This window comes from Desulfosalsimonas propionicica (assembly GCF_013761005.1).
Classification (GTDB): domain Bacteria; phylum Desulfobacterota; class Desulfobacteria; order Desulfobacterales; family Desulfosalsimonadaceae; genus Desulfosalsimonas; species Desulfosalsimonas propionicica.
In genome coordinates, this window is record NZ_JACDUS010000002.1 from 324,532 (window position 1) to 351,028 (window position 26,497).

Annotated in this window: 22 protein-coding genes and 3 tRNA genes; 12 read left to right on the forward strand and 13 right to left on the reverse strand. The window is 54.4% G+C overall.

Annotated elements, in window-relative coordinates:
• Window positions 1-89 precede the first annotated feature (89 nt).
• The 4 genes from HNR65_RS04825 to tadA all read right to left on the reverse strand — a co-directional run bounded on the left by HNR65_RS04825 (window position 90) and on the right by tadA (window position 3,323).
• Window positions 90-1,103, reverse strand: coding sequence for a peptidylprolyl isomerase (locus HNR65_RS04825; protein WP_181550330.1), 1,014 nt, complete (start codon window positions 1,101-1,103; stop codon window positions 90-92).
• Between the two features lie 185 nt (window positions 1,104-1,288).
• Window positions 1,289-1,365 (reverse strand) — tRNA-Pro (locus HNR65_RS04830).
• Window positions 1,366-1,429: 64 nt separating this feature from the next.
• On the reverse strand, window positions 1,430-2,716 hold the full coding sequence (locus tag HNR65_RS04835) for an adenylosuccinate synthase (RefSeq protein ID WP_181550331.1): 1,287 nt from the start codon (window positions 2,714-2,716) through the stop codon (window positions 1,430-1,432).
• 130 nt (window positions 2,717-2,846) lie between these two features.
• Window positions 2,847-3,323 (reverse strand): tRNA adenosine(34) deaminase TadA, encoded by a 477-nt coding sequence (gene tadA / locus HNR65_RS04840; protein WP_232364655.1) that lies wholly within the window; start codon window positions 3,321-3,323, stop codon window positions 2,847-2,849.
• Window positions 3,324-3,432: 109 nt separating this feature from the next.
• Here tadA and HNR65_RS04845 point away from each other — a divergent pair.
• From HNR65_RS04845 to HNR65_RS04860, 4 genes are all read left to right on the forward strand, one after another.
• A tRNA-Arg gene (locus tag HNR65_RS04845) sits at window positions 3,433-3,509 on the forward strand.
• Window positions 3,510-3,804: 295 nt separating this feature from the next.
• Window positions 3,805-5,133 carry a TolC family protein gene (locus HNR65_RS04850; protein WP_181550332.1) on the forward strand — a complete coding sequence of 443 codons (1,329 nt, stop codon included), beginning with the start codon at window positions 3,805-3,807 and terminating at the stop codon, window positions 5,131-5,133.
• Window positions 5,130-6,239, forward strand: a complete 1,110-nt coding sequence (locus tag HNR65_RS04855) for an efflux RND transporter periplasmic adaptor subunit (RefSeq protein ID WP_181550333.1) — start codon at window positions 5,130-5,132, stop codon at window positions 6,237-6,239. Before HNR65_RS04850 ends, HNR65_RS04855 begins: the two co-directional genes overlap by 4 nt.
• A complete protein-coding gene (locus HNR65_RS04860; protein WP_181550334.1) occupies window positions 6,239-9,460 on the forward strand; it encodes an efflux RND transporter permease subunit in 3,222 nt (1,073 codons plus the stop codon). The genes HNR65_RS04855 and HNR65_RS04860 overlap by 1 nt, the downstream gene beginning before the upstream one ends.
• Before the next feature lie 86 nt (window positions 9,461-9,546).
• Here the strand turns inward: HNR65_RS04860 and HNR65_RS04865 are convergent.
• Window positions 9,547-9,633: transfer RNA gene (locus HNR65_RS04865), tRNA-Leu, on the reverse strand.
• Window positions 9,634-9,805: 172 nt separating this feature from the next.
• On the opposite strand from HNR65_RS04865, the gene HNR65_RS04870 reads away from it, so the two are divergent.
• From HNR65_RS04870 to aroQ, 7 genes are all read left to right on the forward strand, one after another.
• Window positions 9,806-10,747: a bifunctional riboflavin kinase/FAD synthetase gene (locus HNR65_RS04870; protein WP_181550335.1), complete on the forward strand. Its 942-nt coding sequence runs from the start codon at window positions 9,806-9,808 to the stop codon at window positions 10,745-10,747.
• Window positions 10,748-10,772: 25 nt separating this feature from the next.
• Window positions 10,773-11,282: a peptide deformylase gene (gene def / locus HNR65_RS04875; protein WP_181550336.1), complete on the forward strand. Its 510-nt coding sequence runs from the start codon at window positions 10,773-10,775 to the stop codon at window positions 11,280-11,282.
• The gene (gene fmt / locus HNR65_RS04880; protein WP_181550337.1) at window positions 11,282-12,220 is read left to right on the forward strand and encodes a methionyl-tRNA formyltransferase; all 939 of its coding nucleotides are present in this window, start codon (window positions 11,282-11,284) and stop codon (window positions 12,218-12,220) included. Before def ends, fmt begins: the two co-directional genes overlap by 1 nt.
• Entirely contained in the window at window positions 12,217-13,587 is a 1,371-nt protein-coding gene (rsmB, locus tag HNR65_RS04885) for a 16S rRNA (cytosine(967)-C(5))-methyltransferase RsmB (protein ID WP_181550338.1), read from the forward strand. The genes fmt and rsmB overlap by 4 nt, the downstream gene beginning before the upstream one ends.
• Window positions 13,584-14,540: a PASTA domain-containing protein gene (locus HNR65_RS04890; RefSeq protein ID WP_181550339.1), complete on the forward strand. Its 957-nt coding sequence runs from the start codon at window positions 13,584-13,586 to the stop codon at window positions 14,538-14,540. The genes rsmB and HNR65_RS04890 overlap by 4 nt, the downstream gene beginning before the upstream one ends.
• Before the next feature lie 73 nt (window positions 14,541-14,613).
• Window positions 14,614-15,309 carry a ribulose-phosphate 3-epimerase gene (gene rpe / locus HNR65_RS04895; RefSeq protein ID WP_181550340.1) on the forward strand — a complete coding sequence of 232 codons (696 nt, stop codon included), beginning with the start codon at window positions 14,614-14,616 and terminating at the stop codon, window positions 15,307-15,309.
• Between the two features lie 29 nt (window positions 15,310-15,338).
• The gene (gene aroQ, locus HNR65_RS04900; RefSeq protein WP_181550341.1) at window positions 15,339-15,782 is read left to right on the forward strand and encodes a type II 3-dehydroquinate dehydratase; all 444 of its coding nucleotides are present in this window, start codon (window positions 15,339-15,341) and stop codon (window positions 15,780-15,782) included.
• 45 nt (window positions 15,783-15,827) lie between these two features.
• On the opposite strand, the gene asd is transcribed toward aroQ, so the two are convergent.
• Window positions 15,828-16,946: an aspartate-semialdehyde dehydrogenase gene (gene asd, locus HNR65_RS04905; RefSeq protein WP_181550342.1), complete on the reverse strand. Its 1,119-nt coding sequence runs from the start codon at window positions 16,944-16,946 to the stop codon at window positions 15,828-15,830.
• Between the two features lie 195 nt (window positions 16,947-17,141).
• Between asd and gspF the strand changes: the two genes are divergently transcribed.
• Window positions 17,142-18,371 carry a type II secretion system inner membrane protein GspF gene (gene gspF / locus HNR65_RS04910; RefSeq protein ID WP_181550343.1) on the forward strand — a complete coding sequence of 410 codons (1,230 nt, stop codon included), beginning with the start codon at window positions 17,142-17,144 and terminating at the stop codon, window positions 18,369-18,371.
• A 30-nt stretch (window positions 18,372-18,401) separates the two neighbouring features.
• On the opposite strand, the gene HNR65_RS04915 is transcribed toward gspF, so the two are convergent.
• From HNR65_RS04915 to HNR65_RS04945, 7 genes are all read right to left on the reverse strand, one after another.
• Window positions 18,402-18,632 carry a hypothetical protein gene (locus HNR65_RS04915; protein WP_181550344.1) on the reverse strand — a complete coding sequence of 77 codons (231 nt, stop codon included), beginning with the start codon at window positions 18,630-18,632 and terminating at the stop codon, window positions 18,402-18,404.
• A gap of 60 nt (window positions 18,633-18,692) precedes the next feature.
• A complete protein-coding gene (locus tag HNR65_RS04920) occupies window positions 18,693-19,592 on the reverse strand; it encodes a tetratricopeptide repeat protein (RefSeq protein WP_181550345.1) in 900 nt (299 codons plus the stop codon).
• A 317-nt stretch (window positions 19,593-19,909) separates the two neighbouring features.
• Window positions 19,910-21,643: a type II secretion system ATPase GspE gene (gene gspE, locus HNR65_RS04925; protein WP_181550346.1), complete on the reverse strand. Its 1,734-nt coding sequence runs from the start codon at window positions 21,641-21,643 to the stop codon at window positions 19,910-19,912.
• Between the two features lie 28 nt (window positions 21,644-21,671).
• Complete coding sequence (gene gspD / locus HNR65_RS04930; RefSeq protein ID WP_181550347.1) at window positions 21,672-24,092, reverse strand: type II secretion system secretin GspD; 2,421 nt, start codon at window positions 24,090-24,092, stop codon at window positions 21,672-21,674.
• A gap of 27 nt (window positions 24,093-24,119) precedes the next feature.
• Window positions 24,120-25,013, reverse strand: coding sequence for a type II secretion system protein GspC (gspC, locus tag HNR65_RS04935; RefSeq protein WP_181550348.1), 894 nt, complete (start codon window positions 25,011-25,013; stop codon window positions 24,120-24,122).
• 50 nt (window positions 25,014-25,063) lie between these two features.
• Window positions 25,064-25,930 carry a type II secretion system protein GspN gene (gspN, locus tag HNR65_RS04940; RefSeq protein ID WP_181550349.1) on the reverse strand — a complete coding sequence of 289 codons (867 nt, stop codon included), beginning with the start codon at window positions 25,928-25,930 and terminating at the stop codon, window positions 25,064-25,066.
• Window positions 25,931-25,960: 30 nt separating this feature from the next.
• Complete coding sequence (locus HNR65_RS04945) at window positions 25,961-26,494, reverse strand: type II secretion system protein GspM (RefSeq protein ID WP_181550350.1); 534 nt, start codon at window positions 26,492-26,494, stop codon at window positions 25,961-25,963.
• Between the last annotated feature and the right edge of the window lie 3 nt (window positions 26,495-26,497).

Consider the following 26,497-nt stretch of genomic DNA (forward strand, 5'->3'; position numbering starts at 1 on the left):
ATGATGGCACCGTTGTTCGCGTGATCTTCCCGGACCCAGGTCCGGCCGGGGGCCGGGCATAAAAGCGTCACCATAAAACCCTTCTGGCATTAATTGCCTGCAGAGGCTTCAGGCAGATTTTTTTCCACGGGATATTTTCGCTTCAAAGACTCGATATAGGGTTCGAGGTCCTGCATGATTTTTTCCTGCCGAAGTTTTTCCCGGACAGATTCTTTGACCTCGTCAAAGGATTTGGTTTCACCCGGTTTTTTATCTTCGCTTTTGATCAGGTGATAGCCGAAACGGCTTTCCACAATGTCGCTGACTTCGCCCGGTTCCAGGGCGAAGGCCGCTTCATCAAAGCTTTCCACCATCTGGCCGCGTCCGAAGTAGCCCAAATCCCCGCCTTTTTCGCTGCTCTGGCAGTCCGAGTATTGCTTTGCCAGTTCAGAGAAGTCCTGGCCGGACTGGAGTTTCTTTTCAACTTCCTGGATTTTTTCTTTTGCTTCGGCCTTCTGGGTCTCACCGGCATCCGGTTCTGTCTGGATCAGGATATGGCGGGCGCGAACCTGTTCCGGAACCTTGTATTCCTCTTGATTTTCGTTGTAGTATTTCCTGGCTTGTTTATCGGACACGGAAATCCCGGATTCGATTTTTTCTTCAATAAGGTTTCGAATAAGAAGATTTTCGCGCATTTCCGTTTTTAGCTCATCTTCGGAATAACCGCTTGAGGCGATTTTTTTCTCAAAAACGTCCTGGCTTTCGAACTGTCCCTTTAACTCATCGAGCTGTTTCTGGATCTTGGATTCATCAACATTGATGCCCTGGGCTTTGCTTTCTTCGATAAGCAATTGTTTTTCAATCAAATTGTTTAAAATCGATTCCCTGAGCCGGGCAAGCTGCTCGCCCTGGATGGGCATGCCCATGTTTGCATAACGGGACCGCATCAATTGTATCTTTTGCTCCAGTTCCTGGGCTGTGATTTCCACATCGTTGACCACTGCCACAGTCTGCGCGTCCATGGCAGCCTCTTGATCCTCTGCGCCATAAGCGGCACCTGCAGCTGCAGAAAGGACTATTGCAACAATAAGGATCACAAGCTTGGAAATCAGGGGTAAACGCATAAATTGGCTCCTTTTGGATTTATCTCTCCGGTTTGACAGGGGGTTGACAGGAATCAGGGAATCGGCATGTTGATCAAAGACAGGGGCGGGGTATGGATATTTGCCATACAGGCTGACAATGAGATTTGAAAACAAAGCAACAATTCCCCGGGAGTTTTGCGACCGTGTCTTCCCGCTTTGGGAAGTGGTCGGGACGGCAGGATTTGAACCTGCGACCCCAGCGTCCCGAACGCTGTGCTCTTCCAGACTGAGCCACGTCCCGACTTGTTGGGTGCATTTTTTATGTTACATTGCCCGGATTGTCAATTAAAAAATATCGCCTCCGGCTAACCAAACGGGTTGTTGACCATGATGGTCTGATCCCGTCCCGGTCCCACCGAAATAATTTCAGCCTCGGTTTCAGTGAGTTCCTCTACGCGGCGAAGGTACTGCCGGGTGGCTTGGGGAAGCTGGTCATAGCTGCGCACAGCTGAAATATCCGCCTGCCAGCCCGGCATTTCTTCATAGACCGGCTCGCATTCACCCAGCACCTGGAGGCTTGTTGGAAAATCTGCCAGTTCCTTGTTTTTGTATTTGTAACCGGTGCAGATTTTCAGCGTATCCAGCCCGCCGAGCACATCGAGCTTTGTGACCGCAAAACCGGTGAGGCTGTTTAATCGCACGGCGTTTCTGAGCATAACCGTGTCAATCCAGCCGCATCTGCGCCTGCGTCCGGTGGTGGCGCCGAATTCAGCCCCCTTTTCCTGGATGAAATCACCTGTTGCATCAAAGAGTTCAGTGGGAAACGGCCCCTTGCCCACACGGGTGGTGTAGGCCTTGACAATGCCGGTCACCCGGTCGATTTTTTTGGGCCCGACCCCGGCGCCGCAGCACGCGTTTCCGGAAACCGTGTTCGAAGACGTCACATAGGGGTATGTGCCGTGGTCAATATCCAGATGGGTGCCCTGGGCGCCTTCAAACAGCACGCGCCTGTCTTCTCTGAGCACCTGGTCAATCATCACGGATACATCCGTGACATAGGGCGCCAGCCGATCCCGGTACCGGCTGTAGGAATCGATTACGTCCTGAACACCAACGGCCGGGGCTTTGAAAAATTCGGTAAGGTAAAAGTTCTTTTCCTCTGCCACGGCCCTCACATTTTCTTCAAAACCATCGTCGAGCAGATCCACAAACCGAATGCCGCGCCTGGCGGACTTGTCTTCATAACAGGGACCGATGCCCCGGCCGGTGGTGCCGATTTGCTTTTTTTCATTGGCCGACTCGCGGGCGTGGTCCACTGCCTTGTGATAAGGCATTATCAAATGGGCTTTTTCACTGATTTTTAGCTGCTCCGGCCCTACGTTCACGCCTTTTTCGGTCAGATAATCAATTTCGTTGATCAGCACCTCCGGATCCACCACCATTCCGTTTCCGATCATGCAGACCTTGCCCTGGATGATGCCCGAAGGCACCAGGTGGCTGATAAACTGTTCGCCGTTGACCACCATGGTGTGACCGGCATTGTTTCCGCCCTGGAACCGGACCACGTAATCGGAATATTCCGCCAGCAGGTCTACGATTTTACCCTTTCCCTCATCTCCCCACTGGGTGCCGATAATGACGATATTGGCCAATTGCTGCTCCTTTCTAAGCGCGTGCCATGATAATTCTCTGGTTCAAAAAAATACGGCAGAGCGTTAAACCGAAACTGAGCGATTTTTAAGTTTGCTGCCGATACAAGAAAACTGAAACGCTCGGTTTGGGTTAAAGGGAGTTTTTACCCCGCCGTGCCGCAAAAAAATCGATCAGCAGTCTCCGGCATGCCTGTTTCCGCACCCCGGCGACAATTTCCGGGTGGTGATTCAGCCGCCGGTCTCCGGCAAAATCATACAAGGATCCGGCTGCGCCCCATTTGGGATCAAAGGCCCCGAAAACAACCCGGCCAATGCGGGCATGAATCGCCGCGCCCATACACATAGGACACGGTTCTACCGTAACATAGAGGCAGGTGTTTAACAAGCGATAGTTTCCGGTTCGCCGGGCTGCAGAGCGGATGGCCAGGATTTCGGCATGGGCCGTGGGGTCAGCCATGGTGATGCTTTGGTTAAAAGCCGATGCCAGGATACCGCCGTTGTTGGCCACCACTACGACACCCACGGGTACCTCCCCGCAGGCTTCTGCCTTTTGTGCCTGTTCAATGGCGGCATCCATGAATTGATTGTCCCGGTCCCGGGGGTCCATGATTTTTCTCCTGCCGGCGCTGCGCACCGGATCAATGTCGTGGAGCAAACTTATTTATTATTGACAAGGCGATTCGGATCGCCTATGTAAGGTGGCACTCATCTTGTCAGCGCCCGTAGCTCAGCTGGATAGAGTGCCGGACTACGAATCCGTAGGTCGCAGGTTCGAATCCTGCCGGGCGCGCCATAAAACATAAAGGGATTGCGGCTTTGGCTGCAATCCCTTTTTGCTTGATTCCGCCCTTTTCATCAGTCCTTTCATACACTTTTCCAGGTTGACATTCAAAGTTTTTTGTGGGTAAATCCAAACAAAATCTTTACGGAAGTTGTAAACTTGTACAAGGCGTTGAATGTTATGATACAGTTTGCGCATGACACAGTTCTATTCAGGAAGTAATCCCGCCAATTTCACAAAACCCTGCAAAACAGGTTCTCTATCGAAAAAAACAACTTTTATTGGCCTGTACGGCGTTTTTTTGTTCATGGTTTTTCTTGCCGGATCTGTGATTCCTGCAAAATCCGCCGGTTTTCCCCTTGAAATCAGCCTTGAAGACGCATACCGGCTGGCCCTGAAGAAAAATCCCGGGATTGCTGAACAGCGGGCCCGGCAGGACATCGCAACCAGCCTGAGACAGCAGGCCATGCAGGGATATCTGCCGACTCTCAGCTTTGATGCCTCCTATCTTCGCTTTGACAGTTCTCTTATATCTGACGTGCCGGTGCCGGTATGGCAGGACACGGGCTTTCCCCCGGCTCTGGAATTTCAAACCCGGGATTTCGGCCCGATAGATGGGTATATCACAGGCTTTTCGGCTGTTCAGCCGATCCTGAACCTGGAGGCATGGCTGGCCGGCCGCCAGGCCGCCCATCAGACAACTGCTGCAGGCCTTGCCCTGAGTCGTGGGGAAAGGGAACTGGCCCTGCACCTGATCGAGGCCTATTATGGCGTCATTGTTGCCGAGAAACGGCTGGATGTTGAAAAAACCGCACTTGAGGCTGCCCGCAAAACCCTTCAACTGGCGTCCTCCTCGTTTGAGGAAGGGTTGGTTGCGCCGGTGGACGTATACAGTGCCCGGGCGCAGACATTTGAGTTCAAAGCAAGGGTCAGCGATTCCCGGGGCCAGGCTGCGGTGGCCTTGGCGCAGCTTCACCGGGTGATGGGTCTGGAGGAGGACGCAAATATTGTCTTAACCGACAAGATTCCCGATCCCCCGGCAGCCCTGCCAAAAAGTCTTTATCCCGGGAAGGCCGTTGACCGGCGCATGGATATTCAGGCCCAGCAAAAGATGATTGCCGCCGCAGAGGCCGGGGTCAATCGCGCCGGGGCAGCTTTTACCCCGGAAATAAATCTGTTTGGCCGTTATCAATGGATGGACCATGACCATCTGATGGGAAGGGAATGCGATATGTGGGGGGTTGCGGTTAACCTGAAATGGACGATTTTTGCGGGCATGTCCCGTTCCGGCAAGGTCGCGGAGGCCCGTGCGCGAAAACGCCGGGAGGACGCAAAACTGAGGGAATTGCGACAACAGGCCAGGGCGGAGGCCCAAAGCAGCAGGGCGGAGTGGGAGGCGGCCATGGCCGGCTGGGACTATTCCAGGCAGGCTGTGGAGAATGCCGCTGCAGCCCTTGACCAGACCAGGGCCCGCTACCGGGAGGGGATTGATGGTATAACAGAGCTTCTTCGGGCTCAGGCAGAGGACCTGAAAGCCCGGTTAATGAATTTAAACGCCCGTTACGAGGCAGTCCTGGCCGTTTCCCGGTACCGGTTGCAGGCGCTGGGCGCCCATCCGATGAAAGATTTCCAATGAAACAAGCCCTTCAACTCTTCATGCTTGTATTGCTCATAGTCCTTATATCCGGATGCGCGGATGATTCCTCTGATTCGCGCCAGATGCAGTCCGTAAACGTCATTGTTTTCGAGGCTGAAACCGGCCGGATCCTTCCGGACAATTGGATCGCCGGCGTGGTTCTGCCGGCCAGGCGATCGCTGGTGGGAACACGTGTGTCCGGTTATGTGGACAAGCTTTATGTTGATTCCGGGGACATAGTGCAAAAGGGCGATCTCCTGGTGGAAATTGATTCCCGGGATATTTCCGCAAAGCTCCTTGCTGCGCAGAAACGGCGGGATACGGCCCGGGCGGCGTGGGAAAAAGCAAAAAAGGATCTTGGGCGTGTAAGGCGCCTTTATGACGAGGCGCTCATTGCAGAGGTGCGCGTTGAAGAAGCTGAACTACGGGAGAACAATGCCGGAAGTCAACTGGCGGCTGCCGAGGCTGAATGCCGTGCTTTTCAGGCCCATATGGATTATGCCAATATCAAGGCCCCGTTTTCCGGGGCCATCAGCGAGGTGATGACAGAAACCGGCAGTTTTGTGGGCCCGGGCCCGCCGCTGATTATCCTGGAGGACCGGAAAATACTGGAAGTACGCGCCCCCATTGATGAAAAAAGCATGCTGCGTCTCAGCAAAGGCGACCACGTGGATATTCATCTTCCCGGTTCCGGCAAGACCGCAGCGGGCCGGGTCGAATCCTTTATTCCTGCACTGGAAGAGCCCGGAACCGGATCAACCGTGAGGCTGCGGCTTGAAAATCCTCCGGCTGGCACCAGGCCGGGCATGGTTGCCCATGTGCGCACTTTCCGGGAAAAAGCAAAGGTGGAGGACATCGTTGTCATTCCCGCCTCTGCAGTCCTGGTTCGGGGCCAGATGCGCGGGGTTTTTGTTGTGCGTGAAATCGATGGCAAACTCCGGACCCGCCTGCGCTGGATTCATCCGGCCGGACCGGACCGGGATGAAAAGGGTTTCATTTCCGTGCGCCGGGGACTTGAGCCGGGCGAATTGGTGGTTGCGGGCGAGCAGGTGCAAACGCTGGCCGATGATCAGCCCGTACGGATAACCGAAAAGCGGATGAAGTAATGGAACGTAGCGGTTTTGCCGGCAGGATTGCCGGAACAATGATCGATTCCCCTCTTGTTCCCATTATCCTCATCGCTGCTTTGATCATGGGGGGGGCCGGTCTCCTGATTACCCCGCGCGAAGACCGTCCGGAAATCGAGATTCCCACAGCTGTTATCATTGTCGCGTTTCCCGGTGCGGGACCGGAAAAAATCGATGAACTCGTTGCCCGTCCGGTTTCATCCTGGGCAATGCAACTCGAGCGGGTGGAGGAAGTCACAAGCGTGGCTTCAAATGATGCGGCCCTGATGACTGTGGAGTTCGAGCCAGGGGTCAGCGATGCGGAAGCATACAGTGAACTGGCCGATGTTCTTGCCGCCAACACTGACAGGTTGCCCGCAGGGGTCCAATCTCCGGCAGTACGGACGGTTGGGGATGAGCAGCTTACCACTCTCATGGTTACCTTCTCCGCCCCGGATCTTTCCGGTTTTGATCTGCGGCGGATTGCCGAGGAAACAGCAGTGCGCCTGGAGAAAGTGCCGGGAGTCAGAACAATTGATTGTTACGGAAGCCAATCGCGCAGAATAGAGGTCCGGCCCGATCCCCGGGCCCTTGCAGCTTACGGCATCCCGCTTACAAAGGTCGTGGAGGCCATCAAGGCTTCCAATCTCCGGCTTCCCTCCGACCAAATGCGCGGCAGGAAAACCATGGACGTGGAGGCAGGCGCATTGCTCCGGTCCGTGGATGATATCGCCGGTATTCCGGTTGGGTCAGGCCCGGCAGGAATTGTATATCTCGATGAGGTCGCCGCAATCTCTGACGGTCCCGGGCCTGCGGAATCCCATGTTATTTTTCGGCAGAGCCAGTCGTCTTTTGAAAGCCCGGCGGTAAGCCTTTCGGTAACAAGCGTGCCTGAAAAAAACATCAGTGATATCAATAAGGTGATCATAGACAGGATTGAGCAGCTGCGGGGCGTTGTTATCCCGTCTGAGGTAAACGTCCATATCGGCTATGATGCCGGGCGCATGGCTACCGAGCAGGTCAGAAGCGTGCTGCAGAATCTTCTTACCGGAACGGTTATTGTTATTTTTATTATCCTGATAGGGCTCGGCCTGCGCTCGGCCATAACCATTTCACTTGTGATTCCGGCAACGCTGTCCTTTGTGCCGTTTGCCTATTATTTCATGGGATTTACGCTCAATCCGGTTTCTCTCGCGGCCATGATAATGGCCATCGGCATCATATCCGATGACAGCGTGATCATGCTGGAAAACACTGCGCGGCATTTCCGGCAAGCCGGGGAGCGCTCGAAAAAGTTGACAATTCAGTCGATCGACGAGGTCGGCAATCCAACCATCCTTGCCGTGGTGCTGATAATCGCCACCATTTTGCCCACGGCGTTTCTTTCCGGGGAAATGGGGCAATTTGTGCGGGCTATACCCGTTGGCACCGCAATTGCCGTATTTGCCTCACTTATCCTTGCGCTTACCGTGATACCGTTTCTCGCCTTTCGCCTGCTGCCGGCCGGAAATACGGGAAAGAATTGTGCAAAAAAGCCGAATTTATCAGCAGATGAATTTTCAGACGGAAAAGCGGACGATAAAAGTACGGAACCACCCTCCGGCTCGCTGGCTGAAACGTACCGGGCAATACTGCGGCCCTTTATGAAGCACCCGATTCTTCGGTGGGCGCTTTATGCGCTCATGGTGCTGCTGTTTGTCGGGCAGCTGAGTCTGGTGTATTTCAGGGCTGTTCAAATCGGATTCACCCCCCTGCTGGACCGCGAGGTTTTTGTTGTGGATCTGCGGCTGCCGGCCGGCACCCCCCTGGAAACAACCCTTAAGGCCACTTCTGATATCGGCCGCAGGCTTTACAAAAAAACTGAAGTGGAAGCTTACACGGTATTTGCCGGAATCCAGGGACCCCAATTATATCCATGGCCCGAGCCCATGGAGGTCACCCCTGTATCCACCCATCAGGCTTATATTTATGTTCACCTTTGCCACGAAGATAAACGAAAGCGCGACAGCCATGAAATCGGGAAAAACTTGTACAATGAACTCAAGCCGGTCATAGATCGCCATGATGCAAGAATAGTGGTACGCCAGCTGCCGTCCGGGCCAGCAAACAAAGAGGATATGCACGCTGAAATCTACGCTCCGTCCGATCAGGGGCGCTTCGAACTGGCCGGCAGGGTTTGGGACCTGATGGCACAGCACCCGGCAACAACCAGTGTCAGGCGCTCTCCGGAAGAACCGTGCCCGCGTCTGAGTCTTACAGTGGACCGTACAAGTGCATCCGCCCGGGGCATTTTCCCGGCAGAAGTGGCACAGGCGGTTCACGTTGCCTTGACCGGAACCGTTGCCGCAGAAATGCATATACCGGACCAGCGCCATCCGGTACCCGTTATTGTCCGTTTGCCGCCTGAAAAAAGGGAGCTTATCTATCATTTGGATGGACTGTATCTCAAGAGCCGGGCAAACGAAAACATGGTTTCCATGGCAGATCTTGTCGAAATCAAGGAAACCGGCCGGACACCGGACAGGTACCGGAAAAACGGACTTCCCGTTGTTTATGTGGGCGCAAAGCTGGATCGGAATGTAAATGAACCCTATGCTGCTCAGCGGGATATAAGCGGGCGCCTGGCCGAAACCGGCCCGGCCCCGGCTGTCAACTGGTTCAGCCAGCCCGAAAATTCGGAAAATGAAACGCTTCATTGGGCCGGGGAATGGGAACTGACGCGGCAGACTTACGGAGATCTCGGCGCAGCCGGTATTGTAGCGATTGCCCTGATTTACTGTATTCTGGCGGCGTGGTTCGGATCCTACGGGGTTCCCCTTCTTATCATGATGCCGATTCCTCTGGTGTTAATCGGCGTGATCCCTGCGCACTGGTTGTGGGGACAGAATTTAACAGGTATCGGAATTATGGGCGTCATTACCCTGGCAGGAATCGTGACCCGGAACTCGGTGCTGCTGGTGGATTTTATCAGACAAAACCGGAAAAGCGGTGTGTCGCTGGAAAACGCGGTTATTAATGCAGGCGCCCTCAGAACCCGGCCTATTGTTTTAACTGCATCCACGGTTATGCTGGGCAGCGGAGTTCTCATCTTTGAACCCGCTTTGGAGCCCTTGGGCCTGACGCTGGCCAGCGGGGTGCTTGTTGCTACCTTGCTTACCCTTTTGCTGATTCCGGTATTGTACTATCATTGTTACAGTAACAAAAGCAGCCGAAATCCGTAATCAGATTGCAGCTGTTTTCATGTCCAAAACGCACCCTGGAAATAGAAAAGCCGTAACCCATTAGGATTACGGCTAATTTCTTTCGGTGGTGCCGAAGGGGAGACTCGAACTCCCACTGGAATGCTCCAACTAGACCCTGAACCTAGCGCGTCTACCAATTCCGCCACTTCGGCACATCCATGATTGAACCCGGCCTCTTCTGCAAAATCGAGTCATGCAAAGCCGAAAAAACAATCATTGATCAAAAATGAAATTTCTTATATATACCGGAAAAACCCTGTTGTCAAGACGATTCTTTTTGCGGTTGAATAAAATTACCTGGTTTGAAGCGGGATCTGTGCCAATATGAAAACCCTATACAGTCTGGATGAAATCCAACGTCCCTTTCCCAATGCAGTTGTGGCCATCGGCAATTTTGACGGTGTACACCTCGGTCATCAGGCCATTTTCCAGCGTGTGCGGCAAAAGGCACGGGAAATTAACGGTACCTCCGTGGCCATGACCTTTGACCCCCATCCGGTCAAGGTGCTTGGCAATAACGGCTCACCACCCCTGATCACCCTGCTGGAGCAAAAAATTGAACTCATCGAAGCCCTTGGCGTGGATGTGTTTTTATGCGTTCCTTTTGACCAGTCATTTGCTGCGGTCAGTGCCCATGCATTTCTTAAAAATATCCTGATTGACAAGATCGGTATGAAAGCCCTTGTCATCGGAAAGGATTATACTTTCGGAAAAAACCGCAAGGGAAACGTGGCTTTTTTACGGCAGCATGCAGACGAGTATGGATTTGAGGTCATCGTTCCCGACTGGGTGCCGGTTTCGGCAGGTGGCCATGAACGGGTCAGCAGCACCCGGGTCCGACGGATCATCGAGGCCGGCCGTGTGGCGGATGCCAAAGCGCTTCTTGGCCGGTATTATCAGATCCGGGGACAGGTGGTCACCGGCCGGAACCGGGGCGGCCCGCTGCTGGGCATTCCCACCGCCAATATCAAGCTCGCAGATGAGCTCTGTCCCAAAACAGGCGTGTATGCAGTGATGGTCCAAACTCCCGAAGGTCGATTCAAAGGCGTGGCCAACATCGGCTACAGCCCGACCTTTGACGATCACCTGTTTACCGTGGAGGTCCATTTGCTGGATTTCAACAAGGATCTGTACGGAACAAAAATCCGCGTGGATTTCATCCAGCGGATCCGCGGGGAGAAAAAATTCAACAATTTTGATGAACTCAAGGCTCAGATCCGCAAGGATATCGAAGATGCCGCACAACTTCTGCCGGATGCGGCGTAACAATATGATATAAGGATTTTTCCGGATGTCTGTTTTAGATATTTTGACCTACCCTGACCCTTTTCTCAAGCATCCGGCCAGGCCGGTGGAAGAAATTGATGAAAGGATTCAGCAGATCATCGAGGATATGGCCGAAACCATGTACCAGGCTCCGGGTGTGGGGCTTGCCGCCACCCAGGCGGGAATTGACCAGAGCATTATCGTGTTTGACCCTGAGGCCGACAGCAGCAGCCGTAATTTTCAGGTGCTGATCAACCCTGGCATAACGGATGCCCGGGGCAAGGTGATATCCGAAAACGAGGGATGCCTGAGCGTTCCGGATTTTCGAAGCGATGTGCCCAGATTCGATCATGTTGTTGTCCAGGGCCTGGACCGTCATGGAAACGCCCTGGAAATCGATACCGATGGATTTCTGTCCACCGTTTTGCAGCATGAAATCGACCATTTAAACGGCATTTTGTTCATTGACCGCATCAGCGCCCTAAAGCGGCAGATTTACAAACGAAAACGCCTGAAGGAACTCAAAACCGCCTGATGTCAAAATTTACGACCATATTCATGGGCACCCCGGATTTTGCCGTGCCCGCCTTAAAAGCCCTTTACAATGCCGGCCATCCGGTAAGTCTTGTGGTGACCCAGCCGGACCGGCCCAAAGGCAGAGGCCGGCAGATCTCGCTGCCGCCGGTAAAAGCTGCTGCAAAACAACTCGGGCTTCCGGTTTTTCAGCCGGAATCAGTGAAAACACAGGACTTTTATGAAGCCATGACGGATTTGAAGCCCGACATTTTCGTGGTGGTGGCATTCGGGCATATTCTGCCCAGGCGGGTTATGGAGATCGCTCCCATGGGCGCAGTTAATCTGCATGCGTCCCTGCTGCCTGCATACCGGGGCCCGGCGCCTATTCAGCGGGCGATTATAAACGGCGAGTCTGAAACCGGGGTCACCAGCATGCTTATGGACGCGGGTCTGGACACCGGCGAGATCCTGGAAACGGAAAAAACCGTGATCCATCCCGCAGATACCGCAGGCACCCTGCATGACCGTCTGGCGCAATTGTCTGCCAACGTGCTCACAAAAACCCTGGCCGGTTTTGCCGCAGGCACCATTCGGCCCGTGGCCCAGGATCATGCCCGGGCCACCTATGCACCCATGCTGAAAAAATCCGACGGCCGCATTGACTGGAGTCGTTCTGCAGTTTTTCTGGAGCGTTTCATCCGGGGCATGTGTCCCTGGCCCGGGGCGCATACCTATTGGGGCAGCAAACGGATCAACATTTTTGCCGCCCGGGTATGCCCCATGGCCGAACTTCGCCCCCCGGGCACCGTGCTGGCCTCGTTTTCCAATGAATTGCGTGTGGCAACCGGAAAAGAAGCCCTGTCCATAGAAGAATTGCAGGTCGCCTCCGGAAAACGCATGCATATCCGCGACTTTTTAAAGGGCGCGGATATATCGCCGGCAACGGTGCTGGAATGATTTCAGGCGATGCCCGGGAGCTTGCTTTCCGGATTTTAAGCGAACTGGAAACCCGGCGCACCACCCTGGACCGGCTCATTGACGAGGAGTTTGAAAAAATTGCGCCGGGGATGGACCGGCGGGACCGCGCCCTTGCCTTTGCCCTTGTTTACGGGGTGCTTCGCTGGCGGGCAAAGCTGGACTGGCACATTGAAGGGTTGGCAAACCGGCCGTTAAACAAAATCCGTCCGGACATGCGCAATATTTTGCGCATGGGTCTTTTTCAGATGCTGTTTATGTCCCGGATCCCGGATTCAGCGGCGGTCAACACGGCCGTGAACCTGGCCAAAAAATACGGATCGCCGAAACTGGCCGGCTTTGTCAATGCCTTGCTCCGAAATGCCGCTCGACAGAAAACCGCTTTTGCAGATCCGGATCCGGCCCGCGATCCGGTGCCGGCATTGGCCGTAAGCCAGTCTTTTCCCGAGTGGATCGTGCGCAGGTGGAACAACCGGTTGGGCCTGGATGAAACCCGGCTTTTGTGTCGGTATAACAACCAGATCCCGCCGCTGACCCTGCGGGCCAACACCTTGCGGATCAGCCGGGAAGCCTTGACGGAAAAAATGGTTTTTGCGGACGCCGCGGAAACAATTTGTGGAACAAAATACGCACCGGACGGCATTTGCCTCTGGGGTCCGCATGTGCCGGTCAGTGAATTGCCCGGCTTTGCAGAAGGATACTTCCAGGTTCAGGATGAAGCCCCACAGCTTGCAGCCCATGTGCTGGACTGCCGGCCGGGACAGGACGTTCTGGACGCCTGCGCCGGACTCGGTGGGAAAACCGGCCATATTGCTCAGTTAATGGAAAACCGCGGCCGGATTCTGGGCATGGATTCGGATATGGGAAAACTCCGGGAGCTCTCCCTGGAAATGAATCGGCTGGGAGCGGATAATGTGGAAACATGCCCCCATGATCTCCGGCAGCCACTGGATCCGGAGAAATTGGGAACATTTGATCGGATATTGGTCGACGCCCCCTGTTCCGGGCTTGGGGTAATCCGCAGGAATCCGGATATAAAGTGGACGGCCCGGCAGGCGGACTTTCAGGGCCATGCCCGAAAGCAGCTTCAGCTTCTGAGCCATGCCGCCGCCCTATTGAAGCCTTCAGGTGGAGTGATGGTATACGCGGTCTGCAGCATGGAGCCGGAAGAAACGAACGGGGTGGTTTCCGCATTTTTGGAAAAAACAGCCAGGTTTGAACTTCAGGACATGGGTTTGCTTTTTCCCGGATTGGCGGATTTGGCAGATGACCGCGGGTGTCTCACCCTGCTGCCCCATCGGCATGCAACAGACGGGTTTTTTATTGCAAGGCTAAGGGTTTGCCCATGATCCGGTGGATTTTCAAATACCTGGTATTGATTTTTGTTTTTTGCGCCGTGGCCGGTTTGAGCACCTATTTCACCCTTTCTTTTTTCATCCAAAGCGAAGATACGGTACTGGTGCCGGATTTGACCGGCAAAAATGCAGTTGCTGCGCTGGAAACCCTTTCCGCCCTGGAATTAAACACCCGGGTGGGGGCAAAGCAATACAGCACGGAAGTGCCCGAATATCACGTAATCGCCCAGAAGCCCGCCCCGGGCCGGAGCATCAAGGTCAACCGCGAAGTGTCCCTGGTAATCTCCAGGGGGCCTTCCACCGTGACCGTGCCGGATGTAAAAAACCAGGAACTGGACCAGGCCCGGATGACCCTGGAGCAAAAAGGCCTGACGGCCGGGACGGTGACCCGTGTTTATGATGCAAATACTCCGCGCCGCCGGATTATGGCTCAGCATCCGGCTCCGAAAGATGGCGTGCAGCGCAGCAGTCCAGTGAACCTGCTGGTTAGCGCCGGTCCACGGCCGAAGGCGTACATGATGCCGGACCTGCGCGATAAATTTCTGGATGAGGCCATGCTTTCCATTGAAAGCCATCAAATCAGCCTTGAAGAACTCAAATCTGTCCATGACCCGTCAAAACCTGAAAACACGGTCACGGGCCAGGCACCGCCGCCCGGATACCGGGTTGAAGCCGGCGCTCCGGTTCGCCTGATCATCAACCGCCGGCCCGGAAGCCGGCAAGCCGGCCGGGATGAAAAAAAGCCGCTTTTCTCCCATCGACTGGCACCGGGTTTTTTAAAGCAGCGGGTGAGATTGGAGATGAGCGGGTTTGGCGCCCATATGGTATTGTATGAAGGCCTTATGGATCCAGGCGCCGTGATCTGGGCCATTGTTCCGGAGCATACAGAAGCTGCGGTTTTTCTGTATGTAAACGGCCAACTTGTTGAGTCAAAGATCTACAACTGATAAAGCCTGTAAAAAGACTTTTTTACAGGCAGTGTTAAGTTTTAAGTGACAAAAACCCCATGGAGAATGACAGATGAACGCGATCATTGCCCCCTCGATTCTTTCTGCTGATTTTGCCAGGCTCGGACAGGAAATCACGGCCGTGGAACAGGCCGGTGCCGACTGGATCCACGTGGATGTCATGGACGGCCACTTTGTTCCAAACATCACCCTGGGCCCCATGGTGGTGGAAGCCGCCCGGAAAACAACCGCCCTGCCCCTTGATGTGCACCTGATGATTGACAATCCGGATGAATTTATCGGCGAGTTTGCCAAAGCCGGTGCAGACCTGATATCCGTGCATGCTGAAACCTGCCCGCACCTGCACCGCACTGTGGAGTTAATCGAAAGCTCCGGATGCCGTCCCGGCGTGGTGCTCAACCCGGCTACACCTTTGAGCTGTCTGGACTGGATTCTTGAGCGGCTTCATTTTGTGCTTTTAATGAGCGTAAATCCCGGCTTTGGGGGCCAGTCCTTTATAGACGCTTCGCTGGACAAAATCCTGGCGCTCAGACAGATCATTGTCCGCCATGGGCTTTCCACCCTGATCCAGGTCGACGGCGGGGTCAATGCCCAGACCATCGGAAAAATTGCAGCAGCCGGCACGGACGTGTTTGTTGCCGGGTCTGCCATTTTTAAAAGTCCGGATTACAGCCAAACCATTTCCGGCATGAAAGCCGCTGCCGCAGAAGCTGCAGCCCCCCGGTTTCAAGAGGTCGGAAAAGACTGAAAAACCCGAAGCAAAAGGAATCAGGCCAGATGGAAACCAAACAGATCCTGGTGATTCACGGCCCCAACTTAAATATGCTCGGCAGCCGGGAGCCGCAAACCTACGGCACGCAAAGCCTTGCCGATATTGATGCCGCCCTGGTCCAGGCCGCCCGGGCGCACAACGCAGGACTGCAAACCCTCCAGTCCAATCACGAGGGCCAGATTGTGGATGCCATCCAGCAGGCCCGGGGCGCGTTTGACGCCCTGATCATCAACCCGGCCGGCTACACGCACACCAGCGTGGCCATCCGGGATGCCATTGCCATGCTGGAAATTCCGGTCATTGAAATTCATCTGTCCAACATATACAAGCGCGAGCCTTTCAGGCACAGATCCATGATCACGGACGTGGCCACAGGCCAGATCTGCGGATTTGGCCACCACGGATATCTGCTGGCCCTGCAGGCAGCGCTTCAGATGATAAAGGCATAACAGGACGTTACGGGCCCGGCCGGAAACCGGGCCCGCTGTCGGGTTTTATCCGCCCAGGTATTCCAGTGCGATATTGAGCATGCGGCGGATGGGTTCGGCAGCCCCCCAAAGGAGCTGGTCGCCAGCGGTAAAAAAGCTCAGATATTCCGGGCCCATGTTCATTTTCCGGATGCGGCCCACCGGCACACTCAGGGTGCCGGACACGGCAGCAGGCGTCAGCCGTGCAAGGGTGTCTTGCTTGGTGTTGGGCACGGTTTCCACCCAATCATTGGCAGCGCCGATCATGCCGGCGATTTCATCAACAGGCACATCCCGGGTGAGCTTTACGGCAATGGCCTGGCTGTGGCTGCGCATGGCGCCGATGCGGACGCAGATGCCGTCTATGGGAATCGGGGAATCGGTCTGCAGAATCTTGTTGGTTTCGGCAAACCCTTTCCATTCCTCCTTGGTCTGGCCGGATTCCATGGCACTGTCAATCCAGGGAATCAGGCTGCCGGCAAGGGGGACCCCGAAGTGCTCAACAGGAAAATCTTCGCCCGACATGGCGTCAAGCACCCGCCGGTCGATGTCCAGGATGGCTGAGGCCGGATCGGCCATCAGGTCTTGAGCGCTTTGGCCGATGATTTTCATCTGGGAAACCAGTTCCCGCATGTTCTTGGCCCCTGACCCGGAGGCCGCCTGGTAGGTCATGGAAGTCATCCACTCCACCAGATTGTTTTCAAACAGGGCGCCTGCGGCCATGAGCATGAGGCTGACGGTGCAGTTGCCGCCGATAAAGTTTTTCACCCCGTCGGCCAGGGCCTGGTCAATGATTTTTCTGTTGACCGGATCGAGCACGATAATGCTGTCATCGGCCATGCGAAGAGCGGATGCCGCATCAATCCAGTAGCCGTTCCAACCCTTGCTTCGCAGTTCCGGGTAAACTTTCTGGGTATAACCGCTGCCCTGACAGGTGACAATAATGTCCATACCGGCCAGCAGGTCGGTGTCATGCGCGTCTGCCAGGGGCGAAACGGGTTTTCCGATATCCGGGCCGGCCTGGCCTGCCTGGGAGGTGGAGGCAAAAAGCGGTTCAAAGCCCTCAAATCCATTTTCCGCCCGCATGCGGTCCATGAGCACAGAGCCCACCATGCCCCGCCATCCGATAAAAGCAACCTTTAACATATGCATTCTCCTTTAAACATAGGGTATCTGAAAAGATAACCGTATTTACTTATAAGCCGTTGACGTGCTTTGTCAACCGTGAATCTGCCGATGATTTAAACCCTCAGTAAAAAATTGAATACTCAGCGGTTTGATGGTAAATTCAACACTACAGGCAAACTTCTGTCATGACACGAAAGATTTGCGAAAACAGCCATGCCCATTTTTGAATACAGCGCCTTAAATGCCAAAGGCAAAAGCGTCTCTGACATTATTGATGCTGAGAGCGTGTCCGCGGCCAGGCAGAAGCTGCGGGCCGCCAGCATCTATCCGGTTTCCATCCGGGAGGTGCATGACAGCCAATCCCGCCAGACCGGTTTTCTGGAAAAATTGCTGCCCGCTTTCGGCTCCCGGGTCCGGCCCGGAGAACTGGCCATCATGACCCGGCAACTGGCCACCCTTTTGCAGGCCGGTTTTCCCCTGGTCTCGGCCATCTACACACTGATTCCCCAAACCCGTTCCAGGGTTTTAAAGCGGATGCTGTCTCAAATTAAAGACGCCATAGAAGAGGGATCCGGCTTTGCCGAGGCCCTGTCTGAATATCCTGAGACGTTTTCCCCCATCTATATCAACATGGTCCGCTCCGGTGAGTCCTCAGGCACCCTGGAACTAGTCTTAAACCGGTTGGCGGATATCACCGAGCGCCAGCAGGCGCTTTCCAACCGGGTCCGGTCGGCCATGGCCTACCCTGTTTTGATGTTGATTGTCGGGATCCTGATTCTGATGTTTTTGCTGACCTATATCGTGCCCAGCATTACCGCCATTTTCACGGACATGGACCAGTCCCTGCCCGCCCCGACCCGGGCCTTGATTGCGGTTAGTGAATTTTTAAAAGCCAGCTGGTGGATGCTTCTGGGGGCGATGGTGATGCTTTTGGCGGGACTTCGGCATTTCGGGCGTACCCAACAAGGGGCCTACCGGCTGGACAAGGCCGTTCTGCAAATTCCCCTGGCCGGCAATCTGAAAACCAAGCTGGCTGTAGCGCGTTTTTCCCGTACCCTTGGCTCGCTTCTGGAAAACGGGGTTCCCCTGATGGCGGCCTTAGACATTGTAAAAAACATCGTGGGCAACCGGGTGATTGCCGAGACCGTGCAAGCCGCTGCTGCCGAAGTGGAAAAAGGTGCCGGCCTGGGTAAATCCCTTGAATCCTCTCGGTTTTTCCCCCACCTGGCTGTTCAGATGATCCAGGTGGGCGAAAACTCCGGGGAGCTGGAGGCCATGCTGGCCAAGATGGCCGATATTTATGAAAACGAGGTGGAAAGCACGGTTTCCGGTCTGACCGCCATGCTCGAGCCTGCCATTATTCTGGTGATGGCCCTGGTGGTGGGCTTTATTGTCCTGTCGATCATCCTGCCCATTTTTGAAATGAATCAGATGATTGGATAACGGGGTCCAGCCCCCGGCCGTGCATGGGCCCTATTCCTGATTTTCCCGGGGTTTTTGGTCCGGCATCATTTCCCTGGCGTAGACTTCACAGTCCGCAGGGGTCAGCGGGGGAGCCGAGATCCGCTGGAGCTCATTGACAATGCGCAAAGACGGCGGGGCGCCGGCGGTGAGAATCAGATCGCTGGCATTGACGGTCACGGCTTTTTTCAGCAGGGAAGTCAGCTTGGTGCCGCTTTGGGTGCATCTTGTGCATGTTGACAAAAGCCTGTTGAGATTCCTGCCCTTTGCTGTCTGAAGCCATCGATTCTCCCTTGTTGTTGGTTAAAATGAGCCGTGAATCGCCAGCATTGCGCCCCTGGGCCGGAGCTGAAGGGAAACCGCAGGTCCGTGGGTGTCCTTGAGACGGCGGATAAAATGTTGGCTTTGCCGGTAATTGTATTTATGGGCGCTGGCCACCCCGCCGGCAATGCTGCCGCTGTAAAATCCCAGACCGGCAAGGCCGGTCAGGGCGCCGAGGGCGGGCAAATCCTCGTCAAAACATTGCCATGAAGCCAGTGCCAGCGCCGAGGTCAGAAAAAAAGCCACCCCGGCTTCCCGGAACCGGCCGGTATACAGATACCCCCCGCCGGGCACCGCAGACAGCAGACCGGCTGTCAACGGGCTTTTATGTTTTATTTCATCCGGATCATCAAGGGATGAAACAATCGCTGCAACATTATAGCGATCTTGATTTTTTTCACTAATGGCCAAAAACGACGATCTTGCCCGGGAGATGTCACCGGATTTCAGCAGAACCCATGCCATTTGACTGCGGGCCCTGTCCCGGATTTTCGGATCGGTCTGCTGCCGGATGATTTGCCGGAGCATCATCGCTGAACTCTCAATGTCATTTTGCTTCTGATAACACCGGCTGATCATGAACCTGGCTTCAATGGCCTGTTTGGCGCCGGGATAGGATCGAATCACCCTGTCAAACGCATCTATGGCCTGCTGATATTTTTGCATGGAAAAACGGGCCATGCCCGCGTAAAATGCGGCATCCGGTGCCCGGTCATCATCGGCAAAAAAATGGACAAACCGGTCAAATTCCGTTGCCGCAGCCTGAAAGTCCTGTTGTTCATAAAGTTTTTGCGCAAATTTGTAAGCATCTGCAGGGTGCATCTGCCACTGCCGGGCCGACAGGGTCTGGGGGCACAAAAGAATCCAGACTGTAAGAAGCACACAACCAGCAGGCATTGCGTAAAAAATCAGACTGTTTGATAATTTTTTCCAACCCATCCAAAACCCCGACTCTTTTTGATGCTGGTTAAAAATGATGCGCCTGTAAAAAGCTGTTTATCCCGCCGACCGCATTTTTCCAGAAAGGAAATCCATAAGCGCCTTGGCTGGTCGGCAGCGCGAAAAAGGAGGTTCCTCGCTTCAGGAGCCTCCTGAAGCCTCAATTTCCGCTCGGAAACCCGCTTTTCCGCGCCGCCGTAAGGGTACAGCAGTACAATTTCGATATAGTGTAAAAAAGGGATTTCCTCGGAAGTCCAATATCAGCTTTGGGTGACCCGCAAAACCTCCTCAATGGTGGTCTGTCCTTTCAATACCTTGTCAATACCGTCCTGATAAAGCGTTGTCATTCCGGCCTGCACGGCTTCCATCTTGATCCTGTGGGAATCATAGGTTTTTAAAACCAGGTTCTGCAGCTCAGGGCTCAATTCAAGGATCTCATAGATTCCCAGGCGTCCCCGGTATCCGCTGTTAAAACAACTGCTGCAGCCCACGGCCTTATAGATGACTGATTTTTCGGCCTGCTGCGGATCAAGACCAAGACGCTTCAGGGTGGCGGCATCCGGTGTATAGGCCTGTTTGCATTCATTACAGAGCAGTCGCAACAGCCGCTGGGCGATCACGGCGATTACCGAGGAGGAAATCAAAAAAGGCTCGATTCCCAGATCCACCAGGCGGGTAATGGCACTTGCCGAGTCGTTTGTGTGCAGGGTGGAAAATACCAGGTGACCGGTCAAGGCCGATTGCACGCCGATTTCAGCGGTTTCCAGATCGCGCATCTCCCCGATGAGAATCACATCCGGGTCCTGGCGGACAATGGAGCGAAGCCCCCTTGCAAAGGTGAGTTCGATTCTTGAGTTGACCTGAATCTGGTTGACCCCCTTTAGCTGGTATTCCACCGGGTCCTCGATGGTGATGATATTGATATCCGGGGAGTTGAGGCTGGAGAGCACGGCATACAGGGTGGTTGTTTTTCCGCTGCCCGTGGGGCCGGTTACCAGGATGATGCCGTGGGAATAACGGATCAGCCGGCGGATGGTATCGAGTTTTGTCTGCGACAGGCCCAGCTCTGTGAGCTGAAACAGAGAGCCGGACTTGTTGAGCAGCCGCATCACCACCCGCTCCCCGTACTGGATCGGAATGGTGGAAACCCGGATGTCAATACTTTGATCACCGATTTTGACCTCAAAGCGGCCGTCCTGGGGCAGGCGCTTTTCCGCGATATTCATCCTGGCCATGACCTTGATGCGCGATGCCAGCGACGCCTGCATCCACTTTGGGGGTGTGAGAAGATCATAGAGAATGCCGTCGACCCGGTAGCGGATTTTTAAGCTGTATTGCTCCGGCTCAATGTGAATGTCACTGGCACCGATTTTTACAGACTGGGAAATCACGTGGTTGACCAGCTTGATGATGGGCGCATCACTGGTATCATCAAGAAGGTCGGCGGTTTCCTCTATTTCGCTGATAATGCTGCCGGTGTTGTCCTCCATGTCGGCCACAAGCTGTTCTGCCGTGTCCCGGCTGCTGTCAAAGGCCATGTTGATCAGGGAATAAATGGCATCCCGGGGCGCGAGCACAACATCAAATTCATCGATTTCCAGAAGCCGCACCAGATCATCCAGGGGCTGGAAAGCCGAGGGATCATTGATGGCAATTACCGGGCGCGTGGTTTCGGCCTCATCGCTGCCGGGTTTTTCCGGATCAGCAGCACATGTCCGGCAGATGGGCACCATGGCGTATTTTTTCAGAAACCCGATGGGCACCCTGCGCGCAAATTCCGTGTCAAAATCCTCCGGCGGCAGATGGGTCCAAAACGGCAGGTCATAAACCCGGGAAAAGGCCTGGAGCAGCTGATGTTCCGAAAGGATCTTCTTTTTCAGGATCACCTCGGACAAGGGCACATTCTGCTGCCTTGCCAGTCTTCCGGCTTCAGCGATATCGTTTTCATCCACGCCAAAATCATGGACCAATATGTCGGTTAAGTGCTGTTTCATTGACGGCTGTCTTCTTTTGATGCCGGCTTTAGGGAGACACTGTCAGCTGATCTCCGGGCCGGATAACGGAATCCCCTGTCAAGTCGTTTATTTCCAGCAGCGTGTCAAGCGCGATGTTGTGTCTGCGGGCAATGGAATACAAGGTATCGTTTTTCTTCACCGTGTATTGCCTGCCCTCGCTCGGGTCAGTCTCCGGCTGATCGAATTCCGGGCCTGTTGGAGACACTGTCAGCTGATCTCCGGGCCGAATAACGGACTCCTCTGTCAAGTCGTTTATTTCCAGCAGCGTGTCAAGCGCGATGCTGTGTCTGCGGGCAATGGAATACAAGGTATCGTTTTTTTTCACCGTGTATTGCCTGCCCTCGCTCGGGTCAGTCTCCGGCTGATCGGATTCCGGGCCTGTTCCGGTTTCTGGTTTTGCCTCCGGAAGTCCGTTGGCAGAGCGCGCGTTTTTATTCTGCGGCGGTCCATAAAGCTTGATGGTTTGCTCGGGCACTGCTTGAAACTTTTCTTTGTTGTCCTTGTAGAATTCAGCGGCTTCATCGGGCGCGGCCATAACCCTGGGCGTTATAAACACAAAAAGGTTGGTCTGGTCCGAGGAATCGGAAAAAGACTTAAACAGCCATCCGATCAGCGGCACTCCGCCCAGGCAGGGCACCCGGTACTCGGTTTTTGAAAGGCTTTCGTCAATCAGGCCGCCGATGACCACAGTATTGGTGTCATTGACCTCAACCACAGTGTCAATGGTTCGTTTCAGGGTGGTTGGACGAAAATCATCGGTGCTTTCCAGTTTGGTCACTTCCTGGAGCAGCTCCAGGCGGATTTTGCGATCCTTGTTGATCTGCGGGGTGATTTCCAGCAAAATGCCCACATCCTGATATTCGTAATTGCTGTATTCGGTCTCCCCGCTGGCAGTCCGGGTCAAATAGGGAATATTTCTGCCCACCCGGATCTTGGCGGTCTCATTGTCCGTGGTCAGAATTTGGGGCGTGGACAGAATCTGCACGTCCCGGTCCTTTTGATAGGCCTGGATCATGGCCCGGATCGTGGGAAAAGTGATGCCGCCCACCTCGATGTTTTCACCGAGAATGCCCAGGGAAAAACCGGGCGGAAGCGGAGCGCTGCCGGAAGAATCGGGAAAGGAAAAATTGTATCCGGCATCACCGCCCATGGCGCCGCCGGAAAAACCCCCGCCGTAAACCCCCTCCCGGTCCTTGTAACTGCCCTCCCCGCCGGCGATCCACTCAGCACCCAGGCGAAAGGATTTGTCCTTGCTCACCTCCATGATCAGGGCTTCAATATAGACCATGGCCCTCGGCACATCGAGCTTTTCAATCACGGATTTCAAAACGTCGTAATCGTCTTTTTCCGCCCGGATAATCAGGCTGTTGGTGGCCTGGTCCGCGGTCACTTTCACTGCTTCGGATACAATGGGCGCCTGCTTTTTCCCCTCCTGTTGTTCCCGACTTGCGGGCAATTCCTGCAATACGCCCACAAGGTCCTCAGCCTTGGCGTTTTCCAGATAATACACATTGATTTTTTCTTTTCCCCTGGGCATTTCCTTGTCAAGGGAGTTTACCAGCTGCCGTACCCGCCCGATGTTGGGCTCGCTGGCCTGGACAATCAAGAGGTTGGTGCGTCTGTCTGCAACTGCGGTGATGGCTTGCCGGTCCCCCCGGCGGTCTGACCGGGCCTGGCCGAACACGGAATTGATGATTGAGACAATGTCTTCGGCATTGGAATGTTCAATGGGAAGCATGAGAATTTCACGTCCGGTGCCGGGCACGTCAATGGCGTCAATAATGCGCATCAGCCGCTTGATATTGGAGTAGACATCTGTGACAATAAGCATGTTGGTGGGTGCATAGGAGATGATCACGCTGCTTTTGGAAATCAGGGGTGCAAACAGCTGCTTGATCTCATCGGGACTGGCATATTCCAGCGGAATCAGCTGGGTGACGATTTTGTCCTCGCCGCTGCCGCCTTCCCTTTTCAGCTTGGTTTCAATGCTCATGGTCCGGGCATAGGGCGCCGGGATGATCTTGGTGATCTCCCCGGCCTCCACCGTGGTATATCCGTGGACATCCAGCACGGATTCAAAAACCCTGTAGGCCTCCTGAACCGATATCCGGGTCGGGGAAATCACGGTAATCTTTCCCTTGACCCGCTGGTCAACAATGAAATTGCGGCCCGTGAGTTCGCTGATAAACTTGATAAACACGCTGATATCCACATCATTGAAATCAATGGATACCGAACGCCCCTCCTGTTCCGGGCTTTGGATGCTGTTGGGGCCTGCTTTTTGCTGCGCCTGACTGTTTTGTCCATAAGCCGGACAAAAAGCCGCTGACACAAACAACGCAAAGCAGATGGTCAACGCAGCAATGGCTGCCCTGTGAAAAACGTCCATGTCTGCTGCCTTGCCGGAATGTCGCTGAAACCTGATCATGAGCGATTCCTCGTTTTCGGCCACGGGTTAATCGATCTGAAAGGAAAGAATCTGGCTGCTGCCGTTGCGTTCAATTTCCAGTTCAACCTCACCGGAAGATTGCATGTTTTCGTAAAAAGTCATGGCGTCCTCAACTGAGCGGATCTGGCGGCCATTGATGCTTTTGATGATGTCGCCGCTTTCCAGCCCCATTTCAGAAAAAACCGATTCACTGCGGATGCCGCTGAGCATCAGGCCCCCGGGCCGGCCGTCTTCAAAATAAGGCCTTATGCGCACCTGGCGCATAAGGGTGCTGACATCCTGCATGGCTTCATCCATTTGCTGGCCGGATATGGATATGGGTTCTTCTGAAACAGAAATGTCTGCGGCTTCAGGGGCCGGTTGGACTTGTCCGTCAGGCAGGCGGCTGGCTTGATCGGCCAGGTCCTCCATCTCCAGGATTTCATCTTTGCCGTTTACCGTCAAAACGACCCTTTTGCGCAGAATCATCCTGATCCGGGCCTGATCAATGGTGTCGCCCTCCTGGTAAAGGGCTTGTTTGCTGCCGGATTTTTCCTCAATGACCGCATAGGCTTTTTCATCCGTGCCTGTGATGGTGCCCCAGAGCCGGAGGTTGAGCCGGGTTTTTTCCAGATTTTCCAGTTCCGCCCCCGCCCGGGCATCCGCCGGGGTTTTTGCCTGTCCGGTGTGAAACAAATCCTTTTGGGCAATGGCCCCATAATAAGCATAAGCCTGCTGCCGGGGCATCTGGCTGTCCGGGGTGTCCGCCCGGATCCGGCGATCAAGGATTTCAGGGCGCAAATGACTGTTTGCCGCAAGGTCAAGTCTGGCTGAAACCATGCCGTAAAACAGGTCTGCGCACACAAAAACCGCTGCCGCCGCAAGCAGCACACGAATGATTTTCAGGATGGTTTTTGTCATATTCTGATAAACCGCTTAAATATCCATATGTTGTCGCCCCGGCCCTGACATCACCGGATTTGCCAGGAGGGCTGTTTCAGGGACCCGGCAATGCGAAGCGATATATCCCCGCCGCCTGTAAATTGCTCCGGCAGCAGCCCTTCCATGGCCCTGGCCAGGGCTGGATGCGGCCGAACCGTGGCGGAAATTTGAATCCGGCTGTTTTCAAACGGCTGGCGAATAAGAATACGGCCGGTGCCATCTCCGGAAAACTGGTTTCCCTTAAGTTCGATCTGCCGGATATTTACCTGCTGATCCTCAATTTCCAGATTCGTCTCAATGGATTGAAACGTTAATTGTTTTATGCCATAGATCGCTTCCTGCAAGGCAACCGTGCATTGGCTGGCCGCCAGCTCAATTGTGCCGCTGCCGGCTTGACCGGGAATGCCGCCGGTAAATTCAATGGTTCCGTCCAGGCTGCCGGAAACCCTATGCCCGCTCATGCTGCGGATCAAAACAATGCTTTCCAGGTCTGCATTTTCAAGCCGGAGATGAAAGGACTTGTCCGCCCCGCTGCCGCGGGCATCTTCCATGGCCACCCATCCCAGGGCCCGGCCCTCACCCAGGCGGATTGTAAAATCAAGGGCGTCAAAAATGCCCGGCAGTTTCCGATAGGCCGGAGACACAATTGTGCGGCCGGTTTCCAGGGCATCCATCTCCCGGTAAATCAGGGTGGCTTCATCTATGACCAGACAAGGAGGAAAACCCGGCCTTACCGATGCAATTTCAAGGGACACGGCATTGTCCGAAGCCTTCCATACCTGATGTTCCAGGTATTTTTTCACTGCCCCGGCCGGGAATAAAAGATAGAGAAACACGGCTGCCAGCACGGTAATATAACACATCCAGGCAAGCCGTTTTTTTGATTTTTTCAACATGAATAATGCGTCCACTTGGATTGCGGGCTTCTATGCATCCACTGCCTCGGCCTGCAGGACCACGGAAAGCAACCCTTCGGCCTCCCCGGTTTTGGAAATCGCCAACCGGCTGACACGGACCATGTTTTCAGATGTCTCTACCTCAAACAGGTAGGATATCAAATCTTTAAGGGTAATATCCTGAAGCTTGAGTTCAACATAGGAAATGGTGGTTCCGGATGTCTCATCGGTTGAGCTGCTGGGTTTCATATAGGTGATGTATGGCTTCACCCCGGTTTCTCCGGCAACCCGGTCCATGAACGAAAACAGGGTAAACCCCTCCGGTCTGAGGGCATACCGGTTTTGCGTGTGTTCTGCATTTGCCTGGATCACTTGGTACTGCCGGTACATTTCAATCATTTCCACAAGCGCGGCCTGCCTGGAAGCCAGCTGGTCACGAAGCTGGCTGCGTTTTTCAAAAACCGGATGCACCAGGATCTCAAAAACCAGGAAAACAGCCACAAATCCGGCACCTGCTGTTACCGCCAGTTTTTCCCTGCGGTTGAGATTGATCATTTTTTTCATCTG

Excerpts from the sequence above, each read along its gene's own strand:
- fmt (WP_181550337.1), top strand. The coding sequence starts at position 11,282 with ATGTCAAAATTTACGACCATATTCATGGGCACCCCGGATTTTGCCGTG.
- HNR65_RS04825 (WP_181550330.1), bottom strand. The coding sequence starts at position 1,103 with ATGCGTTTACCCCTGATTTCCAAGCTTGTGATCCTTATTGTTGCAATA.
- HNR65_RS04855 (WP_181550333.1), top strand. The coding sequence starts at position 5,130 with ATGAAACAAGCCCTTCAACTCTTCATGCTTGTATTGCTCATAGTCCTT.
- asd (WP_181550342.1), bottom strand. The coding sequence starts at position 16,946 with ATGTTAAAGGTTGCTTTTATCGGATGGCGGGGCATGGTGGGCTCTGTG.
- aroQ (WP_181550341.1), top strand. The coding sequence starts at position 15,339 with ATGGAAACCAAACAGATCCTGGTGATTCACGGCCCCAACTTAAATATG.
- def (WP_181550336.1), top strand. The coding sequence starts at position 10,773 with ATGTCTGTTTTAGATATTTTGACCTACCCTGACCCTTTTCTCAAGCAT.
- tadA (WP_232364655.1), bottom strand. The coding sequence starts at position 3,323 with ATGGACCCCCGGGACCGGGACAATCAATTCATGGATGCCGCCATTGAA.
- rsmB (WP_181550338.1), top strand. The coding sequence starts at position 12,217 with ATGATTTCAGGCGATGCCCGGGAGCTTGCTTTCCGGATTTTAAGCGAA.
- gspE (WP_181550346.1), bottom strand. The coding sequence starts at position 21,643 with ATGAAACAGCACTTAACCGACATATTGGTCCATGATTTTGGCGTGGAT.
- HNR65_RS04945 (WP_181550350.1), bottom strand. The coding sequence starts at position 26,494 with ATGAAAAAAATGATCAATCTCAACCGCAGGGAAAAACTGGCGGTAACA.
- HNR65_RS04860 (WP_181550334.1), top strand. The coding sequence starts at position 6,239 with ATGGAACGTAGCGGTTTTGCCGGCAGGATTGCCGGAACAATGATCGAT.
- gspD (WP_181550347.1), bottom strand. The coding sequence starts at position 24,092 with ATGATCAGGTTTCAGCGACATTCCGGCAAGGCAGCAGACATGGACGTT.
- HNR65_RS04890 (WP_181550339.1), top strand. The coding sequence starts at position 13,584 with ATGATCCGGTGGATTTTCAAATACCTGGTATTGATTTTTGTTTTTTGC.
- rpe (WP_181550340.1), top strand. The coding sequence starts at position 14,614 with ATGAACGCGATCATTGCCCCCTCGATTCTTTCTGCTGATTTTGCCAGG.
- gspN (WP_181550349.1), bottom strand. The coding sequence starts at position 25,930 with ATGTTGAAAAAATCAAAAAAACGGCTTGCCTGGATGTGTTATATTACC.
- HNR65_RS04870 (WP_181550335.1), top strand. The coding sequence starts at position 9,806 with ATGAAAACCCTATACAGTCTGGATGAAATCCAACGTCCCTTTCCCAAT.
- gspF (WP_181550343.1), top strand. The coding sequence starts at position 17,142 with ATGCCCATTTTTGAATACAGCGCCTTAAATGCCAAAGGCAAAAGCGTC.
- gspC (WP_181550348.1), bottom strand. The coding sequence starts at position 25,013 with ATGACAAAAACCATCCTGAAAATCATTCGTGTGCTGCTTGCGGCGGCA.
- HNR65_RS04850 (WP_181550332.1), top strand. The coding sequence starts at position 3,805 with ATGGTTTTTCTTGCCGGATCTGTGATTCCTGCAAAATCCGCCGGTTTT.